This is a genomic window from Gordonia sp. (in: high G+C Gram-positive bacteria), from assembly GCF_047602025.1.
In the GTDB taxonomy this organism is placed as follows: Bacteria; Actinomycetota; Actinomycetes; order Mycobacteriales; family Mycobacteriaceae; genus Gordonia.
Genome location: NZ_JASGII010000001.1, coordinates 1526869 through 1546182, shown reverse-complemented (window position 1 = coordinate 1546182; position 19314 = coordinate 1526869). Strand labels below are relative to the sequence as shown.

17 protein-coding genes are annotated in these 19314 nt (G+C 71.1%); 8 read left to right on the top strand and 9 right to left on the bottom strand.

Translation table 11 applies throughout. The annotated features are described in order from the left end of the window. Position 1 precedes the first annotated feature (1 nt). Positions 2–952, bottom strand: a complete 951-nt coding sequence (locus QM728_RS07680) for a M48 family metalloprotease (RefSeq protein ID WP_415031440.1) — start codon at positions 950–952, stop codon at positions 2–4. After that, positions 949–1359, bottom strand: coding sequence for a BlaI/MecI/CopY family transcriptional regulator (locus tag QM728_RS07675; protein WP_415032852.1), 411 nt, complete (start codon positions 1357–1359; stop codon positions 949–951). Before QM728_RS07675 ends, QM728_RS07680 begins: the two co-directional genes overlap by 4 nt. 299 nt (positions 1360–1658) lie before the next feature. Between QM728_RS07675 and QM728_RS07670 the strand changes: the two genes are divergently transcribed. Further along, positions 1659–2078, top strand: coding sequence for a PaaI family thioesterase (locus QM728_RS07670; protein ID WP_415031439.1), 420 nt, complete (start codon positions 1659–1661; stop codon positions 2076–2078). Positions 2079–2082: 4 nt separating this feature from the next. On the opposite strand, the gene QM728_RS07665 is transcribed toward QM728_RS07670, so the two are convergent. From QM728_RS07665 to QM728_RS07655, 3 genes are read right to left on the bottom strand one after another with little or no spacing between them, the layout of a single operon-like run. After that, positions 2083–3519, bottom strand: a complete 1437-nt coding sequence (locus QM728_RS07665; RefSeq protein ID WP_415031438.1) for an NAD(P)/FAD-dependent oxidoreductase — start codon at positions 3517–3519, stop codon at positions 2083–2085. Between the two features lie 17 nt (positions 3520–3536). Next, a complete protein-coding gene (locus tag QM728_RS07660) occupies positions 3537–4085 on the bottom strand; it encodes a GNAT family N-acetyltransferase (protein ID WP_415031437.1) in 549 nt (182 codons plus the stop codon). Positions 4086–4112: 27 nt separating this feature from the next. Next, positions 4113–4553, bottom strand: a complete 441-nt coding sequence (locus tag QM728_RS07655) for an acyl-CoA thioesterase (protein WP_415031436.1) — start codon at positions 4551–4553, stop codon at positions 4113–4115. Positions 4554–4599: 46 nt separating this feature from the next. Here QM728_RS07655 and recC point away from each other — a divergent pair, with 46 nt between their 5' ends. From recC to QM728_RS07630, 5 genes are read left to right on the top strand one after another with little or no spacing between them, the layout of a single operon-like run. Next, on the top strand, positions 4600–7923 hold the full coding sequence (gene recC / locus QM728_RS07650) for an exodeoxyribonuclease V subunit gamma (RefSeq protein ID WP_415031435.1): 3324 nt from the start codon (positions 4600–4602) through the stop codon (positions 7921–7923). Further along, on the top strand, positions 7920–11291 hold the full coding sequence (locus tag QM728_RS07645) for a UvrD-helicase domain-containing protein (RefSeq protein WP_415031434.1): 3372 nt from the start codon (positions 7920–7922) through the stop codon (positions 11289–11291). Before recC ends, QM728_RS07645 begins: the two co-directional genes overlap by 4 nt. Beyond that, positions 11288–13141, top strand: a complete 1854-nt coding sequence (gene recD / locus QM728_RS07640; protein ID WP_415031433.1) for an exodeoxyribonuclease V subunit alpha — start codon at positions 11288–11290, stop codon at positions 13139–13141. The genes QM728_RS07645 and recD overlap by 4 nt, the downstream gene beginning before the upstream one ends. Positions 13142–13184: 43 nt before the next feature. After that, a complete protein-coding gene (locus tag QM728_RS07635) occupies positions 13185–13871 on the top strand; it encodes a hypothetical protein (RefSeq protein ID WP_415031432.1) in 687 nt (228 codons plus the stop codon). Between the two features lie 16 nt (positions 13872–13887). Beyond that, entirely contained in the window at positions 13888–14907 is a 1020-nt protein-coding gene (locus tag QM728_RS07630; protein ID WP_415031431.1) for a hypothetical protein, read from the top strand. Positions 14908–14914: 7 nt separating this feature from the next. Here QM728_RS07630 and QM728_RS07625 read toward each other — a convergent pair whose 3' ends face one another. From QM728_RS07625 to QM728_RS07615, 3 genes are read right to left on the bottom strand one after another with little or no spacing between them, the layout of a single operon-like run. Beyond that, positions 14915–15568 carry a hypothetical protein gene (locus QM728_RS07625; RefSeq protein WP_415031430.1) on the bottom strand — a complete coding sequence of 218 codons (654 nt, stop codon included), beginning with the start codon at positions 15566–15568 and terminating at the stop codon, positions 14915–14917. Next, on the bottom strand, positions 15565–16698 hold the full coding sequence (locus QM728_RS07620; protein ID WP_415031429.1) for a M24 family metallopeptidase: 1134 nt from the start codon (positions 16696–16698) through the stop codon (positions 15565–15567). Before QM728_RS07620 ends, QM728_RS07625 begins: the two co-directional genes overlap by 4 nt. A gap of 10 nt (positions 16699–16708) precedes the next feature. Next, positions 16709–17137 (bottom strand): pyridoxamine 5'-phosphate oxidase family protein, encoded by a 429-nt coding sequence (locus tag QM728_RS07615; RefSeq protein ID WP_415031428.1) that lies wholly within the window; start codon positions 17135–17137, stop codon positions 16709–16711. 28 nt (positions 17138–17165) lie between these two features. On the opposite strand from QM728_RS07615, the gene QM728_RS07610 reads away from it, so the two are divergent. Next, positions 17166–17927 (top strand): decaprenylphospho-beta-D-erythro-pentofuranosid-2-ulose 2-reductase, encoded by a 762-nt coding sequence (locus tag QM728_RS07610; RefSeq protein ID WP_415031427.1) that lies wholly within the window; start codon positions 17166–17168, stop codon positions 17925–17927. Here the strand turns inward: QM728_RS07610 and QM728_RS07605 are convergent. Continuing rightward, positions 17924–18751: an alpha/beta fold hydrolase gene (locus tag QM728_RS07605; RefSeq protein WP_415031426.1), complete on the bottom strand. Its 828-nt coding sequence runs from the start codon at positions 18749–18751 to the stop codon at positions 17924–17926. The two genes, QM728_RS07610 and QM728_RS07605, sit on opposite strands and share 4 nt — an antisense overlap. 76 nt (positions 18752–18827) lie before the next feature. Between QM728_RS07605 and QM728_RS07600 the strand changes: the two genes are divergently transcribed. Continuing rightward, positions 18828–19307, top strand: coding sequence for an FxsA family protein (locus QM728_RS07600; protein ID WP_415031425.1), 480 nt, complete (start codon positions 18828–18830; stop codon positions 19305–19307). Positions 19308–19314 lie beyond the last annotated feature (7 nt).

Sequence of the window (19314 nt, the reverse complement as noted above, 5' to 3'; positions counted from 1 at the left end):
CTTAGCCGCCGAAGAATCGGGACAGCTCGACGAGCCACGGGATGGCTACGGCGAGTGTCGGAATCACCAGGATCGCCGCGGCCGCGGCATACGCGGCGGCAGCGGCGCGGCGCGAGTTCGGCACCGCGAGGCGGTGGATCCGCGCGACGGTCGTGGCACCGCCGGCGGCCATGGCACCGGTCGGAGCAGTCGCATCGGAGACGGCGACGAGGGCGCGCGCCAGGGTGGTCGGGCTGGTGGTGCGCACCGCCTGGTCGTCGGCGAGCGCTTCGGCGAGCAGCTCGACCGAGCCGAGGGCCGACGAGCTGCGCACGAAGCGCGGGAACGCCGCCTGCAGGGCGATGAAGGCCTCGATGACGAGGTCGTGCCGGGCGCGCAGGTGCGCCCGTTCATGGGCGAGCACGGCGCGCAGCTCGTCGTCGGAGAGGCGCTGGACCGCACCGTCGGTCACGACGACGCGTCGGCGACGGCCCGGCAGGCAATACGCGAGCGGCTGGTCGACGGCGAGGCGGCGGACGTAGCGGGCGCGCAGCGGATGCCGTTGCGCGACGACCGGCTCGTCGAGGGTGGCGATCAGGTCGACGAGTTGCCGGTGCGCGGCGCGGCGTTCCCGGGTGCGGAACGCGACGCGCAGCGCGGTGACGACCAGCCGAGCGCCGACGAGCAGGGTGGCGGCCAGCGCGAGCACGCTGAACAGCCAGAGCGGCCACCCGAGTCGGGCGATCTGTTCGTGGACGCTCGCAGTCGGGCTGCCGGCCGGTCCGGGGCGCAGCAGGTTGGCGGCGATCGCAAGGCCGGCGCTGAAGGCCGACAGCACGGCGGCGAGGGCGATGGCCTGCCACAGCGTCATCGCGGCCCGGGGTGCGCGCATCGGCCACTGTGCTCGTGCGAGCCACTCGGGCACGGGGCCGATGAGCAGCAGGCACAGGAGGCCGAACGCGACGGCGGTCACGCCGGATCGTCGGGTTTCTCGGCGGATGCCTGGGCGGCGGCCAGATCGTCGAGCGCGGCGCGCAGCGCGGCAGCTTCGTCGGCGCCCACCTGGCCGACGAAGGAGACAAGTGCGGCCTCGCGCGAACCGGGAGCGTCGGCGGAGTCGAGGACGTCGACCATCAGACTCGCGACGAGGTCCTCACGGTGGTGTGCGGCCTGGTACTTGTGGGCCCGGTCGTCGCGGATCTGGGTGACCAGGCCCTTCTTGGCGAGGCGCTGCAGCACGGTCATCACGGTGGTGTAGGCGAGGTTGCGCGAGCGGTTGAGCGACTCGTGCACCTGTCGAACCGTCTGCGGGGCAGGGGAATCCCAGAGCGTGTCCATGACCGCCCGTTCGAGATCGCCCAATCCATTCACCTTCTTCATCTTACCGATTCGCGATTGGGTGGCGCGGGCCGGCGAGGCCGGGTTGCCGCGGACGGGGGAGATGCGTGCGTCGAGGGTGGTGGTCACGTGGCGCTCCTGGGGTCGTGAGAACTTGATTCGCACTCGGTGTTTGACAACAAGGTAAGGCTAGCCTACATTAATCGGTACGCGGATCGAGCGAGTGTCCTGAGGGCTGCAGAGACCCCCGATCCACGGCAGGGCGGGCCCCACGTTGTAGGAGAACGTGGGGCCCGCCGCTGTTTGTGGGGATGGATCCACCGGGGGTCTAACCTGGCCCTATGAGCGACGACGCGACTACGCCGGACCTGTCCAGCCCGAAGGGGCTCGACGCGAATCTGGGCATGACGATTTCCGAGGCCACGGCCGACGGGGTGGTCGCCCAGATCGAGATCGGGCCGACCCACCACCAGCCCTTCGGCATCGTCCACGGCGGCGTCTATTGCGCGATGGCCGAGAGCGTTGCCAGCATCTCCGGGTTTCTGTGGCTCACCGAGACGGGCATCGGCGGCACCGCCGTGGGCGTGAACAACAGCACCGACTTCATCAAGTCCGTGAGCAGCGGCACGATCGTCGCCCGGTCCACCCCGGTCCACCGGGGCAAGCGCCAACAACTGTGGCAGGTGGACATGACGCTGCCCGACGGGACGCTGCTCGCCCAGGGGCGGGTGCGACTCCAGAACGTGCCGCTGCCGTCGTAGCGGCTCAGGCGCCCTTCTTGGCGGCGGCTTTGCGGCGGCGGTCGCGCGCCTTCTTCTCCTGGGCTTCCTCGGCTTCGCGGCGCTCGAGCGCGGACAGGGCGCCCATTGCGGTGCGGGCGTAGACCTGCTGCTCGGTGACCGCCAGCTGGGTGCGGCCGCGCGTGGTGAACGCGAAGAACCAGTTGATGAAGGTGTTCAACCGGTTGCGGAAGCCGACGAGGTACACCAGGTGCAGGGCCAGCCAGCCCAGCCAGGCGAAGTAGCCCTCGGTCTCGAACTTCTTCTTGGTGAAGGGGAGCGGCACCTGCATCACGGCGGCGTACCGCGAGATGGTGGCCATCGAACCCTTGTCGAAGTACGAGAACGGCTTACGCTGGTCGGGGGTCTGGCCGCGCAGGCCCGCCTTGATGGCATCAGCGGCGTAGCGACCGCCCTGGATGGCTCCCTGGGCGACACCGGGCACGCCCTCGACGGCCATCATGTCGCCGACGACGAACACGTTCGGGTTGTCCGGGACGGTGAGGTCGGCACCGACCTTCACCCGGCCGGCGCGGTCGAGCTCGACCCCGGTCTGGTCGGCGAGGATCTTGCCCAGCGAGCTGGCCTGCACGCCGGCCGACCACACCTTGCACTGCGCCTCGATCCGTCGGACGTTGCCGTCGGAGTCCTTGACCTCGAGGCCGTCGTAGTCGAGGTCGGTGACCATCGAGTTGAGCTGGACCTCGACGCCCAACTTTTCGAGCCGTTTCTGCGCCTTCGCCGACAGGTTCGGCCCGTAGGGGGCGAGAACGGCGGGCGCGGCGTCGAGCAGGATGACGCGCGCCTGCGTCGGGTCGATGTGCCGGAACGAGCCCTTGAGCGTGCGGTCGGCCATCTCCGCGATCTGACCGGCCATCTCGACGCCGGTGGCGCCGGCACCGATGACGACGAAGGTGAGCAGCTTCTCGCGCTCGGCGGGATCGTCGGACAACTCGGCCTGCTCGAAGGCGCCGAGGATGCGGCCGCGCAGCTCGAGGGCGTGGTCGATGGTCTTCATGCCGGGCGCGTACTCGGCGAACTGGTCGTTGCCGAAGTAGGACTGGTCGGCGCCGGCCGCGATGATCAGGCTGTCGTACGGGGTCACCGTGACGCGCTCGAGCAGCCGCGACGTCACCGTCTGGGCCTTGACGTCGATCTCGAAGACGTCGCCCAGCAGCACGGTCGCGTTCTGCTGATCGCGCAGGATGATGCGCGTCGCGGGGGCGATCTCGCCCTCGGACACGATGCCCGTCGCCACCTGGTACAGCATCGGCTGGAACAGGTGGTGGGTCGTCCGCGCGACGACGGTCACGTCGACGTCGGAGCGCTTGAGCCGCTGGGCGGCGAACAGCCCGCCGAATCCGGAGCCGATGATGACGACGCGGTGGCGAGCGGGGGTGGCTGGTGTCTCACTCGTGGTCACAGGCCAACCCTATCGTCTCAGGCTCCGGGGAGCGCGGCGGGAGACCCATGCCGTCGGCCGGTGCCCGCGCGCAGGATCTCGTACTCCACGACGTCAGGCGACGACGATTCGGCGGCCGGGCGCATCCCGATCTTGGTCAGGACGCGGCGCGACGCGATGTTGGCCGGTGCGACGCCGGCGAACACGCGCTCGGCGCGGTGGGTGGTGAGGGCCAAGTCGACGATCGCCGCGGCGGCCTCGGTGGCCATTCCGCGGCCCCACATCCGGCGCTGCAGCCGGTACGACAGCTCCACCTCGGTCCGCGGGCTGTGCCGGGGCCGCCGCAGCGACACCCAGCCGACGAATTCGCCGGTCGACTTGTCGATCAGCGTCCACACGCCGGTGCCGTGCGCGGCGTGCTCGGCGCGCGCCCGCGGGATGGTCCAGTCCGCGACGCGGGACCGCGGCGTGGGCGCCCCGCCGTTCACGAAGCGCATCACCTCGGGATCGGAGTCCAGGTGGACCAGCGAGTCGACGTCCTCGGGGAGCACGGGCCGCAGCCACAGCCTCGCGGTGTCGACGATCATGCATCCCAGTTTAGGGGCGCGACGGGCCTACTTCCCGGTGCCACTCCGGCGGCGGAAGGGCACCGGCTCGCCCTTGTGCTCGTCGAGGATCGGGCGGACGTCGTCGGGGATGGGCGTGGGCCGGCCCTCACGGGTCATGATGACGACGGTCGTCTCGGCGATCGCGCACACGGCGCCGGCCGCGTCGAGGAGTTGGTACCCGAATTCGAACGACGACCGGCCGATGTCGCTGATCGAACATGCGATCCGCACCGGGTCGGTCGAATAGTGCAGGATCGCGCGGTATTCGATCTCCTGGCGAGCGACGAGCAGGTGGATTCCCTTGCGGGCGTCGCCGAACCAACTGTTGAAGCACTCGACGCGCGCCTGCTCGAACAGTCGCGCGATTTGCACGTTGTTGATGTGCCCCAGGGCATCCATGTCGCCCCAGCGGAGCGCGATCTCGAAGACGTCGTCGGTAGCGGTCACGCAACGCAGCCTATCGGTGTCGGGCGCCGCGGTTAGTATCGCCGTGATGCTGACAGTCCACCGCGCCGAACGAGCCGACACCCTGGCCGAGGTGCTCGCCGCGACGCTGGGCACATCGCTGCGCGATCCGATGGAGACCGAGGTGGTCGCCGTTGCCGCGCACGGCGTCGAGCGGTGGTTGGCGCAGCAACTGGCCACGAGCCTGGGCGCCGGGCCGGGCGGCGACGGGATCGCCGCGAACATCGACTTCCTCGACGCCGAGCAGCTCCTCGCGCGGGTGGTCGAGCCGCTGAGCGTCCCGCGCGGCGTCGACGCCGCCGCGTGGCGGGCGGACAACCTGCTCTGGCCGGTCCTGGCGGCGCTCGACGCCTGCGCCGACGACCCGGCCCTGACGATGCTGGCCCGGCACATGGACGCGGCCGGCGACGACGCGTGGCGCGGCCGCAAACTCGCGACCGCCACGACGATCGCCCGGATGTTCGCGTCCTACGGACGCCAGCGCCCGCAGATGGTCGCGGCGTGGGCCCGCGGCGACGACGTCAGCGGTGCCGTCGTCGACGGTGAGCCGGGGCCGCTCGACCGCGACCAGCTGTGGCAACCGCTGCTGTGGCGCCAGGTGCGCGAACAGATCGCGGGCCCCCACCCCGCGGAGATCCTCGACGAGATCGTCGCGGACATCGGCGGCGACCCCGCCGCAGTCGCGCTTCCCGAGCGGGTCAGCATCTTCGGGCCGACGCGCATCCCGCAGATGCTGCGCGAGTTGCTCGACGCCGTGGCCCGCCACCGCGACGTCGCGCTGTACCTGGCCCACCCGAGCCCACGGCTGTGGGCTTCGGGAGCGGGCACCGCTGCGGCCCCGACACCGCGACGCCTGCGCACGCCGCGGCCGATCGCGATGCCACTGCTGGCCAGCCTGTCCCGCGACGTGCAGGAGCTGCAGGAGACCCTTGGCGCGACCATCGGCCGCGACGAATACCACCCCGATACCGCGGAAGCGCCGTCGACGCTGTTGGGTGCGCTGCAGCGCGCGCTGCGCGATGACGCCGCGGCGCGCGTCGCGGGACTCGTCGCCGATTCGTCGCTCGAACTGCACGCCTGCCACGGTCGGGAACGGCAGGTGGAGGTCCTGCGTGAACGCCTCCTGCACCTGTTCGCCGACGACCCCACGCTCGAGCCGCGGGACGTGCTCATCATGTGCCCGGACATCGAGGAGTTCGCGCCGCTGATCACCGGCGCGTTCGGCCACGAGGGCGCGCAGCACCCGGCGTCGGTCCTGCGGGTCCGGTTGGCCGATCGCGGCCTGCTGGCCACCAATGACGTCCTCGACGTCGTCCTGCGAGTCATCGCCCTCGGCGTCGGCCGGGTGACGGCCAGCGAGCTGCTCGATCTCGCGGCACTCGAACCGGTTCGTCGCCGGTTCGGCTTCACCGACGACGATCTGGACAACCTCGGCAGTTGGGTGGTCCGCGCGAACATCCGGTGGGGCATCGACGCCGCCCAGCGCAGCCGATTCGAGATGTCGGGTTTTCCGCAGGGCACCGCCGACGCGGGGCTGGACCGTCTGTTGCTGTCGGTGGCCGCCGACGAGGCGGATGGGCGGTGGCTGGGCACGGCGCTGCCGGTGGGCGGCATCGACTCCAGCGACACGGAGGTCCTCGGCCGGTTCGCCGAACTCGTCGAGCGCCTGCGGCTGCTCGTCCGGGAGTTCGGCGGACCACAGTCGGCGCGGGCCTGGGCCGGCGTGCTCACCGACGTTGTGGACCGGCTCACCGACGTCGACCGGGATTCGGAATGGCAGCGGGGCCAGGCGCTGCGGTTGGTGCGCGAGTCGTTGGCCGGCGATCACGAGCTGAGCCCGTCCGACGTGCGCGACCTGGTGGAGAACCTAGTCGCGGCGACCCCGACGCGGTCGAACTTCTGCACCGGCGAGCTGACCGTCTGCTCGATGGTGCCGATGCGGTCGGTGCCGCACCGGGTGATCGTCCTGCTCGGGATGGATGCCGAGGCCTTCCCGCGAACCCAGTCGGTCGACGGCGACGACATCCTCGCCGTCGAACCGCTGGTGGGCGAGCGTTCGCCGCGCGACGAGGACCGCCAGGCCTTCCTCGACGCCATCACGGCGGCGCGGGAGAACCTGATCGTCTGCTACACCGGCGCGGATCCGATCACCGGTGCGTCGGTTCCCCCGTCGGTCGTGGTGAGTGAGCTGCAGGACGCCATCGTCGACCTCGCCGGGCCGGCGACCGCGGCCGCGACGGTGCGGTCGCACCCGCTGCACGCGTTCGACGCGGCGAACTTCCTCACCCCCGAGCCGTTCTCCTTCGACCGCTCGCTGGTGCCGGGGGCGGTCGCGCTGGCCGAGCTGACCGCCGCACGGCGCGAAGGAGCCGCATGGCCGACGATGGCCGGCGCCCTGCCGCCGACGACCGGCACCGGGGATATCGACCTCGCCGATCTGACCGCGTTCATCGTGAACCCCGCCGACGGCTTCCTGCGCCAACGTCTGGGGGTGGCGTTGCCGCGCACCGACGACGGCGCTCCGGACCAGCTGTCGGTGGCGCTGGATCCGCTGGAGAAGTGGGGCGTCGGCGACCGAATGCTCACCGCGCTGTTGGCGGGGGCCGATCCCGCCGACGCCCGCGCGGCCGAGTTCCGGCGCGGAACGCTCCCGCCCTTCCAACTCGGGATGGCCGCGCTGACCCCGATCTCGACCAAGGCGCACAACCTCGCCGAGCGGGCGCGGGCCGAACGCGTCGGGGCGGCGCGGACCGTCGACATCCGGGTCGAACTGCCCGACGGCCGCCGGCTCTACGGGACGGTGCCGAACGTGTACGACAACGGACTGGTGTCCGTCACCAACTCGACGCTGAAGGGCAAGCAGCGCCTGGAGACCTGGATCGCACTGCTGGCCCTGACCGCCGGCACGGCCGACGGCGCACCGGGAGCCTGCGTGATCGGCGCGTGGGGGCAGGGCACCACGCTGCGGCGCTATGCGCCCGTCGCCGACGCCGCATCGCTGCTGGGCGCGCTGGTGGCGCTGCGCGACGCCGGGCTGTCGCAGCCGTTCGCTCTGCCGTTGGACGCGGCCGAACACGCCGTCGAGGTCTACGGCCGCACCGGCAACCCCGACCAGGCGATGAACCGTGCCCGCGGCCGGTACGAGCACGACAGGTTCGTGCAGAACAAGGCGGTGTCGCTGCTGCTCACCGGCGATCCGGCGGCCGCCGTCACCTTCGACGACTGCGCCCGCTCCGCGCCCGCCACCGTGCCGACCGACGCGCCGTGGGCCCACGAGCCCGGCTTGCCGGCCTTCCTGCGGGCGGCACTGATCGTCTTCGGCCCCATGCTCGGGCAAGAGGCGCAGCGATGACCGCCCCCGCCTTCCGGCTCGGCGACCCGCTGCCCACGGGCACGCTCGTCTTGGAAGCGAGCGCCGGCACCGGCAAGACCTACGCGATCGCCGCGCTCGCGGTCCGGTTCATCGCCGAGGGCACCCCGATCTCCCGGTTGCTGATGGCCACCTTCTCCAACGCCGCATCCACCGAGTTGCGGGACCGGACACGGTCGCGGCTGCGGGAGTGCGCCGACGCGCTCGCCGATGCCGCCGCGGCATCGACGTCGCCGGATCCCCTCGTCGCACTCCTCGCGTCGGGGACCGCCGCCGAGGTGGAGCTGCGGCGCACGCGCCTGCTGGCGGCCCTGTCGGACTTCGACGCGGCGACCATGGCCACGACGCACACGTTCTGCAACCGGATGCTGACCGTGCTCGGCTTCCTCGGCGAGCGCGACCAGCACTACACGCTGGTCGAGGACGTCGACGACCTCGCCCGCGAGGTCGGCCGCGACCTGTACCTCGCCCGGTTCGCCGGCAGCCCCGACGGGGATTACACGTTCGCCGACGCCGAGGAAATCGCCCGGGCCGTGCTGCGCAACCCGACGACCGCGCTGTCGCCGGTGGGCCAGTCGTCGGGGCCCGGTGCGACGTGGGTCGGATTCGCCAACGCCGTCCGCAAACGGGTCGAGACCCGCAAGCGCTGGTCGCGCCTGCGCACCTACGACGACCTGCAGGTCCGCCTGTACGAGATCATCAAGGACGAGGAGGCGGGCGCGGCGGCCTGCGCTCGGATCCGCGGCCGCTACGACGTCGTCCTGGTCGACGAGTTCCAGGACACCGACCCCGAGCAGTGGCACATCCTGCAGCGGTGTTTCCACGGCCACCGACCGATGGTGCTGGTCGGGGACCCGAAGCAGTCCATCTACGCCTTCCGCGGCGCGGAGGTGCTCAGCTACCTCGAAGCCGCCGCCGATGCGGACGAGGAGCGCAACCTCACCGTCAACTGGCGCTCGGACGGCCCCCTCGTCGATGCGCTGGGAGCAGTCCACGTCGGCGCCGAACTGGGCAACGACCAGATCGTGGTGCACCCCGTCGAGGCGCACCACGCCGAGTCGCGGATCGGCGCACCGCCGCTGCGGATCCGCTGCTTCGACCGGCGCGACTTCACGAAGCACACGCAGGACGGCACCACGCCGCTCGTGCCGGGCGTGCGCGAACGGGTCATCGCCGACGTCGCCGACGACATCGCGGCCACCTTGGCGTCGGGGGCGCAGATCGTCGTCGACGGTTCCGATGGCCCGGTCCGACGACCCGTCGAGCCGGGCGACTTCGCCGTGCTGCTGCGGACCAACAGCACGATCGAACCGCTGCAGCGCGCGCTAGGCGCCTACGGCATCGCCACCGTCGTCACCGGGGGGCAGAGCGTCTTCGCCACCGATGCGGCGCGGTACTGGTGGTATCTGCTCCAGGCGCTCGACCGGCCGTCGGACGCGCGTCGGGTGCGACTGGCCGCGGTGACACCGCTGGTCGGCGTCACACCGCTCGAACTCGACGCGGCGGGCGAGGCCGGCGTCGGCAGTCTCGCCGCCGACCTGGCCCGCTGGGCGCGGATCTTCGACACCGGCGGGGCGGCGGCCATGACGTCGCAGATCCTGGCTGACCGCGACGTCGCCGGCCGCGTGTTGGGCCTGGCCGACGGGGAGCGGCTGCTCACCGATCTCGTGCAGGTCGCGTCGCTGATGGGCGAGGAGGCGGCGCTGACCGGCAGCGGACTGAGCGGCCTGGCGACTTGGCTGGGTGAGTATGTCGCCGACGCGAAGCGCGCCCAGCGCCGCGCCAACCAGACGCGCCGCCTCGACCGCGACACGGCCGCGGTCCAGTTGATGACGGTGCACGCCAGCAAGGGGCTCGAGTTCCCGATCGTGTACGTGCCCTTCGGCTGGGACGGTGCGCGCAAGGTCAAACCCGAGACGTTCAGCTTCCACGACGAGGCGGGCCGGAGGTATCTCGACGTCGGCGGACCCGGCGCCGACGGTCACGGTGCGCGCAAGGCGTTGGCCGACGCCGAGGAGGACGGCGAGGACCTGCGGCTGCTCTACGTGGCCCTGACGCGGGCCCGCTCCCAGGTCGTCGTGTGGTGGGCACCGAGCACGACGACCGCCGGCGGCGCCCTCCACCGCGTCCTCTTCAGTGCGGCGGCGCGGACGAAGGCGACGGACTCCGGGCAGCGCAGCCCCATACCCAATCGGATCCCGTTGACCGACGACGAGACCGAGGAAGGGGTGCTGCGCGAGGTCGCGGGGCTGCACGACGGCATCGTCGTCGAGCATGCCGGTCGCCACGGCGACGTGCCGCATTGGCACGCGCCGGCGCCGGGCCCGGCCGGTGGGGAACTGGCGGCCGCGCGGTTCGACCGGCAGATCGACGACACCTACCGCCGCACGTCGTACTCGGCTATCGTCCGGGCCGCACACGACGCGGCGCACGCAGGCGCCCAGGGTGAACAGCCCGCCGTGTCGAGCGAACCCGACGATGCCGTGGTGCGCGACGGCGAGCTGCAAGACGAACCGGTGACGGCCGACGAGCCCGACACCGTCCCGGTCGAGGGCGAGGCGGCGGGCATGCCGTCGCTGATGAACGGGCTCCCGTTCGGCGCGCGCTTCGGCACGCTGGTCCACGAGGTGCTGGAGAACGTCGACACCGACGCGCAGGACCGGCACGCACACATCCGGCAGCTGTGCGCCGAAGGCGCGGCGCGCAGTGCCTTCGACATCGACGTCGACCAGTTGGCCGATGCGCTGGAGGGGGTGCTCACCACGCCGCTCGGCTTCGGCGACCTGTGGGGCGTGCGGCCGGGCGATCGACTCAGCGAGATGGACTTCGAGTTGCCGCTCGCCGACGTCGACGGCGGGTTCACCCTGGCCGCCGTGGCCGACCTGATGCGCCGGCACCTGCCCGCCGACGATCCGCTGCTGCCCTATGCCGACGAGGTCGCCGAGGTCTCCGGCGATCGGTTCCACGGCTACCTCACCGGCAGCATCGACTCGGTGCTGCGGATCGACGGCGGTGCGGACGCCCGGTACGTCGTCGTCGACTACAAGACCAACCGCATCCGCCCCGGCGACCTGGTCGCCGAGGTGTTCTCGACCGAGGCCATGGCCGGGGAGATGATGTCGTCGCACTATCCGCTGCAGGCGCTGCTGTACTCGGTGGCGCTGCACCGGTACCTGCGATGGCGCCAACCCGACTACGACCCGGCGCGACACCTCGGACCGGTCCAGTACCACTTCGTGCGCGGGATGGTCGGGCCGGCCACGCCCGACGGCTGCGGCGTCTTCACCTGGGACGTGCCGGCCGGTCTCGTCGTCGACATGTCCGACCTGTTGGCGGGGGGCGCTCGATGACCGAACCCGTCGCCGCCCCGGCCCTCGACCCGTCCGCGGCCGACGCCGCCGTGGGCGAGGACGGCTTCCTACGGCCGTTCAACGAGGCCGGGGTGCTGACGTCGGCGGATATCCGCGTCGCCCAGCGGTTGGTGAAGCTGTCCGGGGAGACCGCCGCGGACGAGGTGCTGCTGGCCGCGGCGCTCGCGGTGCGCGCGGTGCGCACCGGATCGATCTGCGTCGCACTCGACGACGTCACCGAGTTGGACCCCGATCCGGAACAGCCGCTGCCGTGGCCGTCGAGCGCTGCCGTGGTCGCGGCCCTGCGCGCGAGCGGCCTGGTGGTCGGCGGCGGCCAGGGGCCGCTGCGTCCGCTGGCACTCGTGGATTCCGACGACGGGCCGCTGGTCTACCTGCGCAAGTACTTCGAGCAGGAACAGCTGATCCGCGGCGTCCTCGACCACCGCGCGTCGTCGCGGCCGACGGTGGACCTCACGGCGGCGCGGGCGGCGATCGACGGGGTGTTCGAGGCCGTGCCCGCGGCCGACGGCGAAGTCCACTACGACCGGCAGCGCGCGGCGGCGGCGATGGCGCTGACGTCGTGGACGACCATTCTCGTCGGCGGGCCGGGCACCGGGAAGACGCACACCGTCGCCCGGATCCTGGGTGCGCTCGAACGGGTCGTCGACGGGGATCTGCGGATCGGACTGTGCGCCCCGACGGGCCGTGCCGCCGCCCAGCTGCAGGCCTCGATCAACCGCTACGACGGGTTGTCGTCGACGCCGGTCGCCCACACCGTCCACGCACTGCTCGGGATCTGGCGCGACGGCACCGTGCGGCACGGCCCCAACAACCGGCTGCCGTACGACGTGGTCGTCGTCGACGAGACGTCGATGTTGTCGGTGACCGCGATGAGCCAGCTGCTGCGGGCGGTGCGCGACGACACGCGCCTCGTGCTCGTCGGCGACCCGCACCAGCTGGTGTCGGTCGAGGCGGGCGCGGTCCTGACGGACCTGACCGACCGTGCGCTGCGCTCGACGGCGCAGCGGCCGGTCGGTTTCGACGAGTTGGCGGACTTCGCCTCGTCGGACTTCGTCGACGAGGAAAAGGCGCAGCTCGGCGACGGAGTCATCACCTTGCGGCGGGGCTACCGATATGGGACGGCGATTGGCGATGTGGCCGCCGCGGTCAACGCCGGAGACGCCGACCGGGTGCTCGAGCTTATCGAGGCCGACGGCGGCAAGCACGTCGAGCTGGTGGATCCCGAAGACGTCGACGAGGTCCGGCGCGACACCGTGTCGTGGCTGGCGAAGCTGCGGACGGCGGGGCTGGCCGGCGATGCGGCGACCGCGGTGCACGAACTGGAGTCCTACCGGTTGCTCTGCGCGCACCGCGACGGCCGGTTCGGTGTCGGCTGGTGGTCCCGGACGATCGACGGATGGCGCGATGTGGGGCGCCGGGGCCAGTGGACGATCGGCGAGCCGCTGCTGGTGACGTCCACGGACAAGCGGATCGGCATCTACAACGGCGACACGGGCGTCGTTATCAGCGACGGCGACGGCGGCGTCGCGGTCGCCTTCGACAAGTACGGGGACATCGTCACGCTGCACCCGTCACAGCTGGCCGACGCGATGCCCGCGACTGCGATGACCATCCACCGCAGCCAGGGCAGCCAGTTCGACGTGGTCACCGTCGTGCTGCCGAACGCCGAGTCGGCGCTGCTCACGCGCGAGTTGCTCTACACGGCGATCACGCGTGCCCGCCGGCGCGTCCGGATCATCGGTACGCCCGAGTGGTTGCGCGCTGCCGTCGATCGTCGGGTCGCACGCGCGAGTGGCCTGCGCGGCGAGGTTGAGGAGTACCGACCATAGGCGGTGCTAGCGTCGTGGGGACCCGTTCTCTGAAGGGGAGGCGATGACGTACTACGGCGGCGGGACGCCCGGACCGGAAGGTCACGGGCGGCATCGGAATCCGTACACCGGTTCCGAGGATCCGCAAACGACCGCTTACGGCCCGTCCACCCAGGCCTATTCGGCGGGGCAGCAGTACCCCGGGGCGCAGGAGGACTACGGGTACGGCTACGAGGAGCCCGACGTCGAACCGGAGCCCGAGGGCAAGCCGCCGCGCCACCCGGCGATTCTGGCGTCGCTCGTCGGCGTCACGGTGTTCCTCGCGACGTCGTTGATCGCGATCACGCTCTGGGCGTTGAACGACAGCAAGTCCAAGCGCGAGCAGAACTACGCCGAAGGCCCGTCGACCACGACCGTCACCGTGACCGAATCGGTGACCGAGACGACCACGACCACCGTCCGACCGTCGCGCACCCGGCCGTCGACGGCCTACGAGTCCGAGGACCCCGACGATCCCGATACCGATTCGGTCGAGTCGGCGACGACCGGCTGGTACGCCCAGTACGGCTCGTTCACCAGCCTGGAGAGCGCCAAAGCGCTGGCGCAGGAGGTCAACGCCTCGGTGTATCGCGGCGAGGAGTTCGGCCAGCCCGGCCAGTACATCGTCGCGCAGCGGGAGTACTCCAAGAGCGGTGCGCGCGAGGCGTGTGACATGTCCGAGAAGGCATGCGTCGTCAAAGAAGTCGAGTGACCGTAGGCTGAGGCCCATGGCGAGAGCGGACAAGGCAACACGGACCGCGGCGAAGTTGCTCGACGCCCACGTCGCGTTCGAGGTGCGCCGGATCCTCGATGCCGATGATTTCGAACGCACCGTCACCGACGAGGTCGACCATTTCCTCGCTCTTGCCGACCGGCTGACGCTCGGCGAGGCGATCTCCGCCGAACCCGTCAAAGCGGTGGCACAGAAGTACGCGGTGCAGATTCCCGTCGAGGGCGCCATTCCCGAGCTCGTCGGCGAGATCGCCCGATCGTTGTACCGGAACAGCGTCGGCGGCGAGTACCGCCTGGTGGACATCGTCGACGACCGTCACTTCGACGAACTGGCCACCGGGGTCAGCGAGCTCGGCGTCACCGGGCGGGTGTTGCGCCGAGTGTTGGAGGGGCCGGCGGCAGTCGACACCGCGGTCGAGGTCGTCTCGCGTGCCGTCGACTCGGTCCTCGACGATCCGGCCGCCGCCGACGAGGCCACCGACGTCCTCGGCTGGTTGCGCGACCGCGGCGCGTGGGGTTTGCGGACCGCGGCGAAGCCGATCCGGCCGGTCATCGACACCGCCGTCGAGCAGGCCACCCGAGCCGGAGCGTCCTTCGTGCTGCACAGCACCGAGGATGACGCGGACGAGATGCTCCTGGACTCGGTGCGCGAGGTATGGCGAACGCACAAGGATGAGTCGCTCGCCGCGTACCGCGACCTGGTGACCGAGGACGACGTCGACGACATCGTCGTGCTGGTCTTCGAGTTCTGGCGCGAATTCCGGAACACCGAGTTCCTGCGCACCCTCATCGACGAGTCGATCGACTACGTCTTCGCCAAGTACGGGGACACCCCGCTCAGCGAGTTGCTCGCCGAGGTCGGCGTGCATCGCGAGGACCTCCTCGAGGAGGCGATGCGCTTCGGACCGCCCGTTCTCGAGCGCCTGCACGAGACGGGATTCCTCGAAGCAGTCGTGCGTCGACGGCTGGCCGCCTTCTACGGCTCGGCGGACTTCCGGGCCGCGTTGAAGGGGTAAACGCGCGTCACGAGAGCTGGCTGCGATAGAACTCCGTGCGCGAGAGCTTGAAACCGTAGTTCTGCGGTCCGGTGCAGTAGAGCGCCTCGGTGGACGAATAGCAGGTGATCTGCGCGCCCGAGACCGACATCGCGACGGATTCGCCGTAGTTCAGCGCCGGCCCGGGGTCGCGCCAGGTGCCCTGCAGGATCGTTGAGCACGGCGGCTTGTCGTAGTTGAACCAGCCGACGATCCGCACCGGCTTCTCGGCGCCGTCGTACAGCCCGCAGCGCGACTCCTCGGGAGAATCGCTCGGCCCGTCATGAATCTCGCAGATGAATTCGGAACCGGCGAAGCAGGCAATGTTCCCACTGGGCACCGAGAACGAGTACGTCGCGACCGAAGAGGGCTGGGCAAGCTGGAACCGTGACGCGTCGACCGGCGCGTAGGCGCCCGCGCCGTCGGGCGGAATCGCCCCCTGCTCCGGCGTGGGGGTGGGCGCGGTGGTGGTCGGTTCGGCGGCGCCAGTCGGCGTCGGCATGAGCGTGGTGGTCACCGTCGTGGTCTGTCGGGCGCGCTGATCGGGCGATGCGTCGCCGAGGCTGATCCGATCACACCCGGTCAGGGCGAGGGCGGCCAGCGGCAGGAGGGCCGCGAGCGTCAGGCTCCGAGTGGTCGTCATTTCTGGTTCCCTCCGGCGGGTAGTCGGGTCAGTGCGTGGCTCTGCTTGTTGACCGATTCGCAGCCGTCGTCGGTGACGATGACGATGTCCTCGATCCGCGCGCCCCACTCGCCGTCGAAATAGACGCCCGGCTCGACGCTGAACGCCATCCCCGGCTGCAGCACGAGGTCGTTGCCGGCGACGATGTATGGCTCCTCGTGGACCGACAGCCCGATCCCGTGACCGGTGCGGTGGATGAACTTGTCGGCCAGCCCGGCGGCGGCCAGGCGGTCGCGGGCCGCGGCATCGATCGACTCCGCGGTCGCGCCCGGCCGTACCGCGTCGACGGCGGCCCGCTGTGCGGCTTCGAGCTCGTCGAACGCCGTCACGACCGCCGTCGGCTGGTCGGCGAAGCAATAGGTCCGCGTGCAGTCGGAGTTGTAGCCCGGGGCGACGGGGCCGCCGATGTCGATGACGACGACGTCGGACTCGGTGATCACGCGGTCGGAGTGCTCGTGGTGCGGATCAGCGCCGTTGGGGCCGGATCCGACGATGACGAAGGCCGCCGCGGTGTGCCCCTCGGCGAGGATGGCGGCCGCGATGTCGGCCGCCACGGCGGCCTCGGTGCGGCCCGGCCGCAACCATTCGCCCATGCGTGCGTGGACCCGGTCGATGGCCGCGCCGGCGCGGCGCAGCACCTCGATCTCTTCGGCGTCCTTGATCATGCGCAGATCCCGCAGGATGTCGGTCGCCAGTCGCGGGGCGGTTCCTGTCGCGGCCATGAGCGGAACGAGGTGCCCGGCGGACATCGAATCGGACACCGCGACGACGGGATCGGCCGGCAACGTGGCCAGCGCCAGCGCATACGGATCCTCGCCGTCGACCCACGGGGCGAACGCCACGCCCAACTCGCCCGCGGCGGACTCGGCGAAGGACGCCAGTTCGAGTCGCGGCGTCACCAGCACCGGATCGCCGACGGCGGGAATGACCAGCGCACTGAGCCGCTCAAACGTCTGTGCGTCGGACCCGATCAGGTACTCCAGGTCGGGACCGGGCGTGATGACCAGTGCCGACACCTCCGCCGACGCCGCGAGCTGCGCCGCGCGGGCCAGTCGACGCGCGTAGACGGCGGTTGGGAAGCGGGATGCCATGGGCCCAACCCTAGTCGCGGGTGGGCGCGGGGCGGCCGAGCAAAACGGCCGAACCCATCACACGATCGACGGGGATCTCGATGACCACGCGCCGCGGATTCGGCTGCGGCTGGCGATAGCGCTGCCCGTAGCGGCGCTCGGCGTCGCGAATCCGCTCGGGATCGCGCGACACCCGGACCGGTCCCTCGAGCGTCAGCCACCGCGGACCGTCGACGTGTGTCACCGCGGCGCGGGGCCCGCGCTCGGCGTTGCGGACCTTCTGGCTGCCGTCGAAGGTGATGACGCGCACAAGCTCGTCATCCGGGTCGTAGGTGAAGCCGACGGCGACGACGTGCGGCGAACCGTCGGCCCGCGTCGTGGCCAGCGTCGCGAGGTGTCGCTCGGTCAGGAAGGTCAGGGCGTCGTCGGTCAGGTCATCGGGTCCACTCACGCGGTCCACGGTAGTCGTGGATGGGATACTGGCGGCCATGACAAGTCCCGAGCCCGGATCGATCCTGCTCTTCGGCGGCCGCAGCGAGATCGGCATGGCGATGGCCACGCGGATGGCGGCGGGGCGCCCGGTCGTCCTGGCCGCGCGACGGTCCACGGATCTCGCCGACCAGGTCGCCGCGCTGAAGGCCGCCGGGGCCGCCGACGTCGCCTGTGTCGAGTTCGACGCCGACGACACGGACTCGCACCCGGCCCTCGTCGAGGAGCTGGTGGCCCGCGGCCCGGTCGAGGCCGCCATCGTCGCCTTCGGCATCCTCGGCGACGCGGCGCGCGCCGAGACCGACGTGGCCCACGCGCTCGACATCGCCCGTGTCGACTACCTCGCCCAGGTGTCGATCCTGACGTTGCTCGCCAATGGGTTGCGCGAACAGGGGAGCGGCACGATCGTCGCCTTCTCGTCGATCGCCGGTCAGCGGGTCCGCCGCGCCAACTACGTCTACGGGTCGACGAAGGCCGGGCTCGACGGCTTCGCGTCGGGTCTGGCCGACGCGCTGCACGGGTCGGGCGTGCGGGTGCTGTTGGTCCGGTCGGGCTTCGTCATCGGCCAGATGACCAAGGAGCTGATGGACAGCGGCGTCGACCCCGCACCGATGTCGCGAACGGCCGACCAGGTTGCCGAGGCGGTCGTGCGCGCGTACGACCGCGGCAAGGAGGTCGTGTGGGTGCCGTGGGCGATCCGGCCGACGGCCTTCGTCTTCCGGCTGCTGCCGCGCTCGATCTGGCGGCGGATGCCGCGCTAGGAGCCGATTCGCTCCAGGATCGCCGCCGTGATCTCGTCCGGGCGCTCTTCGGGCAACCAGTGCGAGGCCCCGTTGATCTCGACGAAGGTGAACGGGCCGTCGACGAACTTGGCCGAGTCGGCGGCTTGGGCGCGGCCCAGGGCCGCATCGCGGTCGCTCCACACCACCGTCGTCGGGACAGCGACCCGGCCGACGAAGGTCGGCGGGGCGAAGGGGAGCGCGCGGTACCAGGCGAGGCCGCCGGGAAGGGCGCCGTAGTCGACGATGTCGCGACGGAAGGAATCGACCATCTCGTCGGTCATGCCGAAGCCCTTCATGCCGCGCCGCGACTGTTTGGTGTCGGCGGACAGGATGCGCTCGGGCAGCGCCGGAGTCTGGAAGGCGAACATGTACCAGGACCGCAGCACCTGCCCCTTGACGGCCGATCGCAGGAACGCCGCCGGATGGCCGACGGACACCGCGGTCAGCGACTTGACCTTGTCCGGGTGCTTCGCGGCCACCGCCCACGCGACGATGGCGCCCCAGTCGTGGCCGACGAGCTCGACGGGTTGCCCGATCTCGTCGATCAGCGCGGCCACGTCGTCGGCCAGCCGGGGCACCGTGTACTGCTTGCGGCCCCGCGGCCGGGCACCGGGCGAATAGCCGCGCTGGTCCGGCGCGATCGTGCGAAAGCCGCGATCGTGCAGCCCTGCGGCCACTTTCTCCCAGGCGGCAGCGCGCTGCGGGAAACCGTGCAGGAGCACGACCGGCTTGCCGTCGGCCGGACCGGAATCGATGACGTCGAACGTCAGGCCGTCGTTGCTGAACTGCGTGATAGCGGGCATGGTCACCCAACGTAGCGGTGTTGGGAGCAAAATGGGGCCGTCGCGCGTTGAGTGGGCAGAGGGAAGGACACCATCCATGAGGATTCGCTGGATCCTGCTGCTGTACGTCGCGATTGAGATCGCGGCGATCGTCGGACTCGCCAAGTGGCTCGGCCTCGGCTGGGCGCTGCTCATCACGCTGCTCACCGCGCTCGCCGGTTACGCGTTCCTCGCCTCGCGCGGCCGCCGGGTGATCAGCGATCTGCGCCGCGCGGCTCGCAACGAGATCAAGCCGACCGAGCCGCTGCCGGACACCGCGCTGCTCGGCCTGTCGTCGGTGCTCGTCATCGTCCCGGGCATCGTGTCCACCGTGCTCGGCGTCGTTCTGATGGCTGCGCCGACCCGTCGGGCGGTGCGCCCCGCGGTCACCGCATACGGCGCGAAGCGTTTCGCCGGCCTGGTCTCCGCGCTGAGCGCCAACACCGTGTATCTCGGCGGTGACGTGATCGACGGCGAGGTCGTCGACGGATCCGTCGCGGTGCCGTCGCAGCAGCGCGAGCTGCCGCCCGGTCACTGAACCGCCG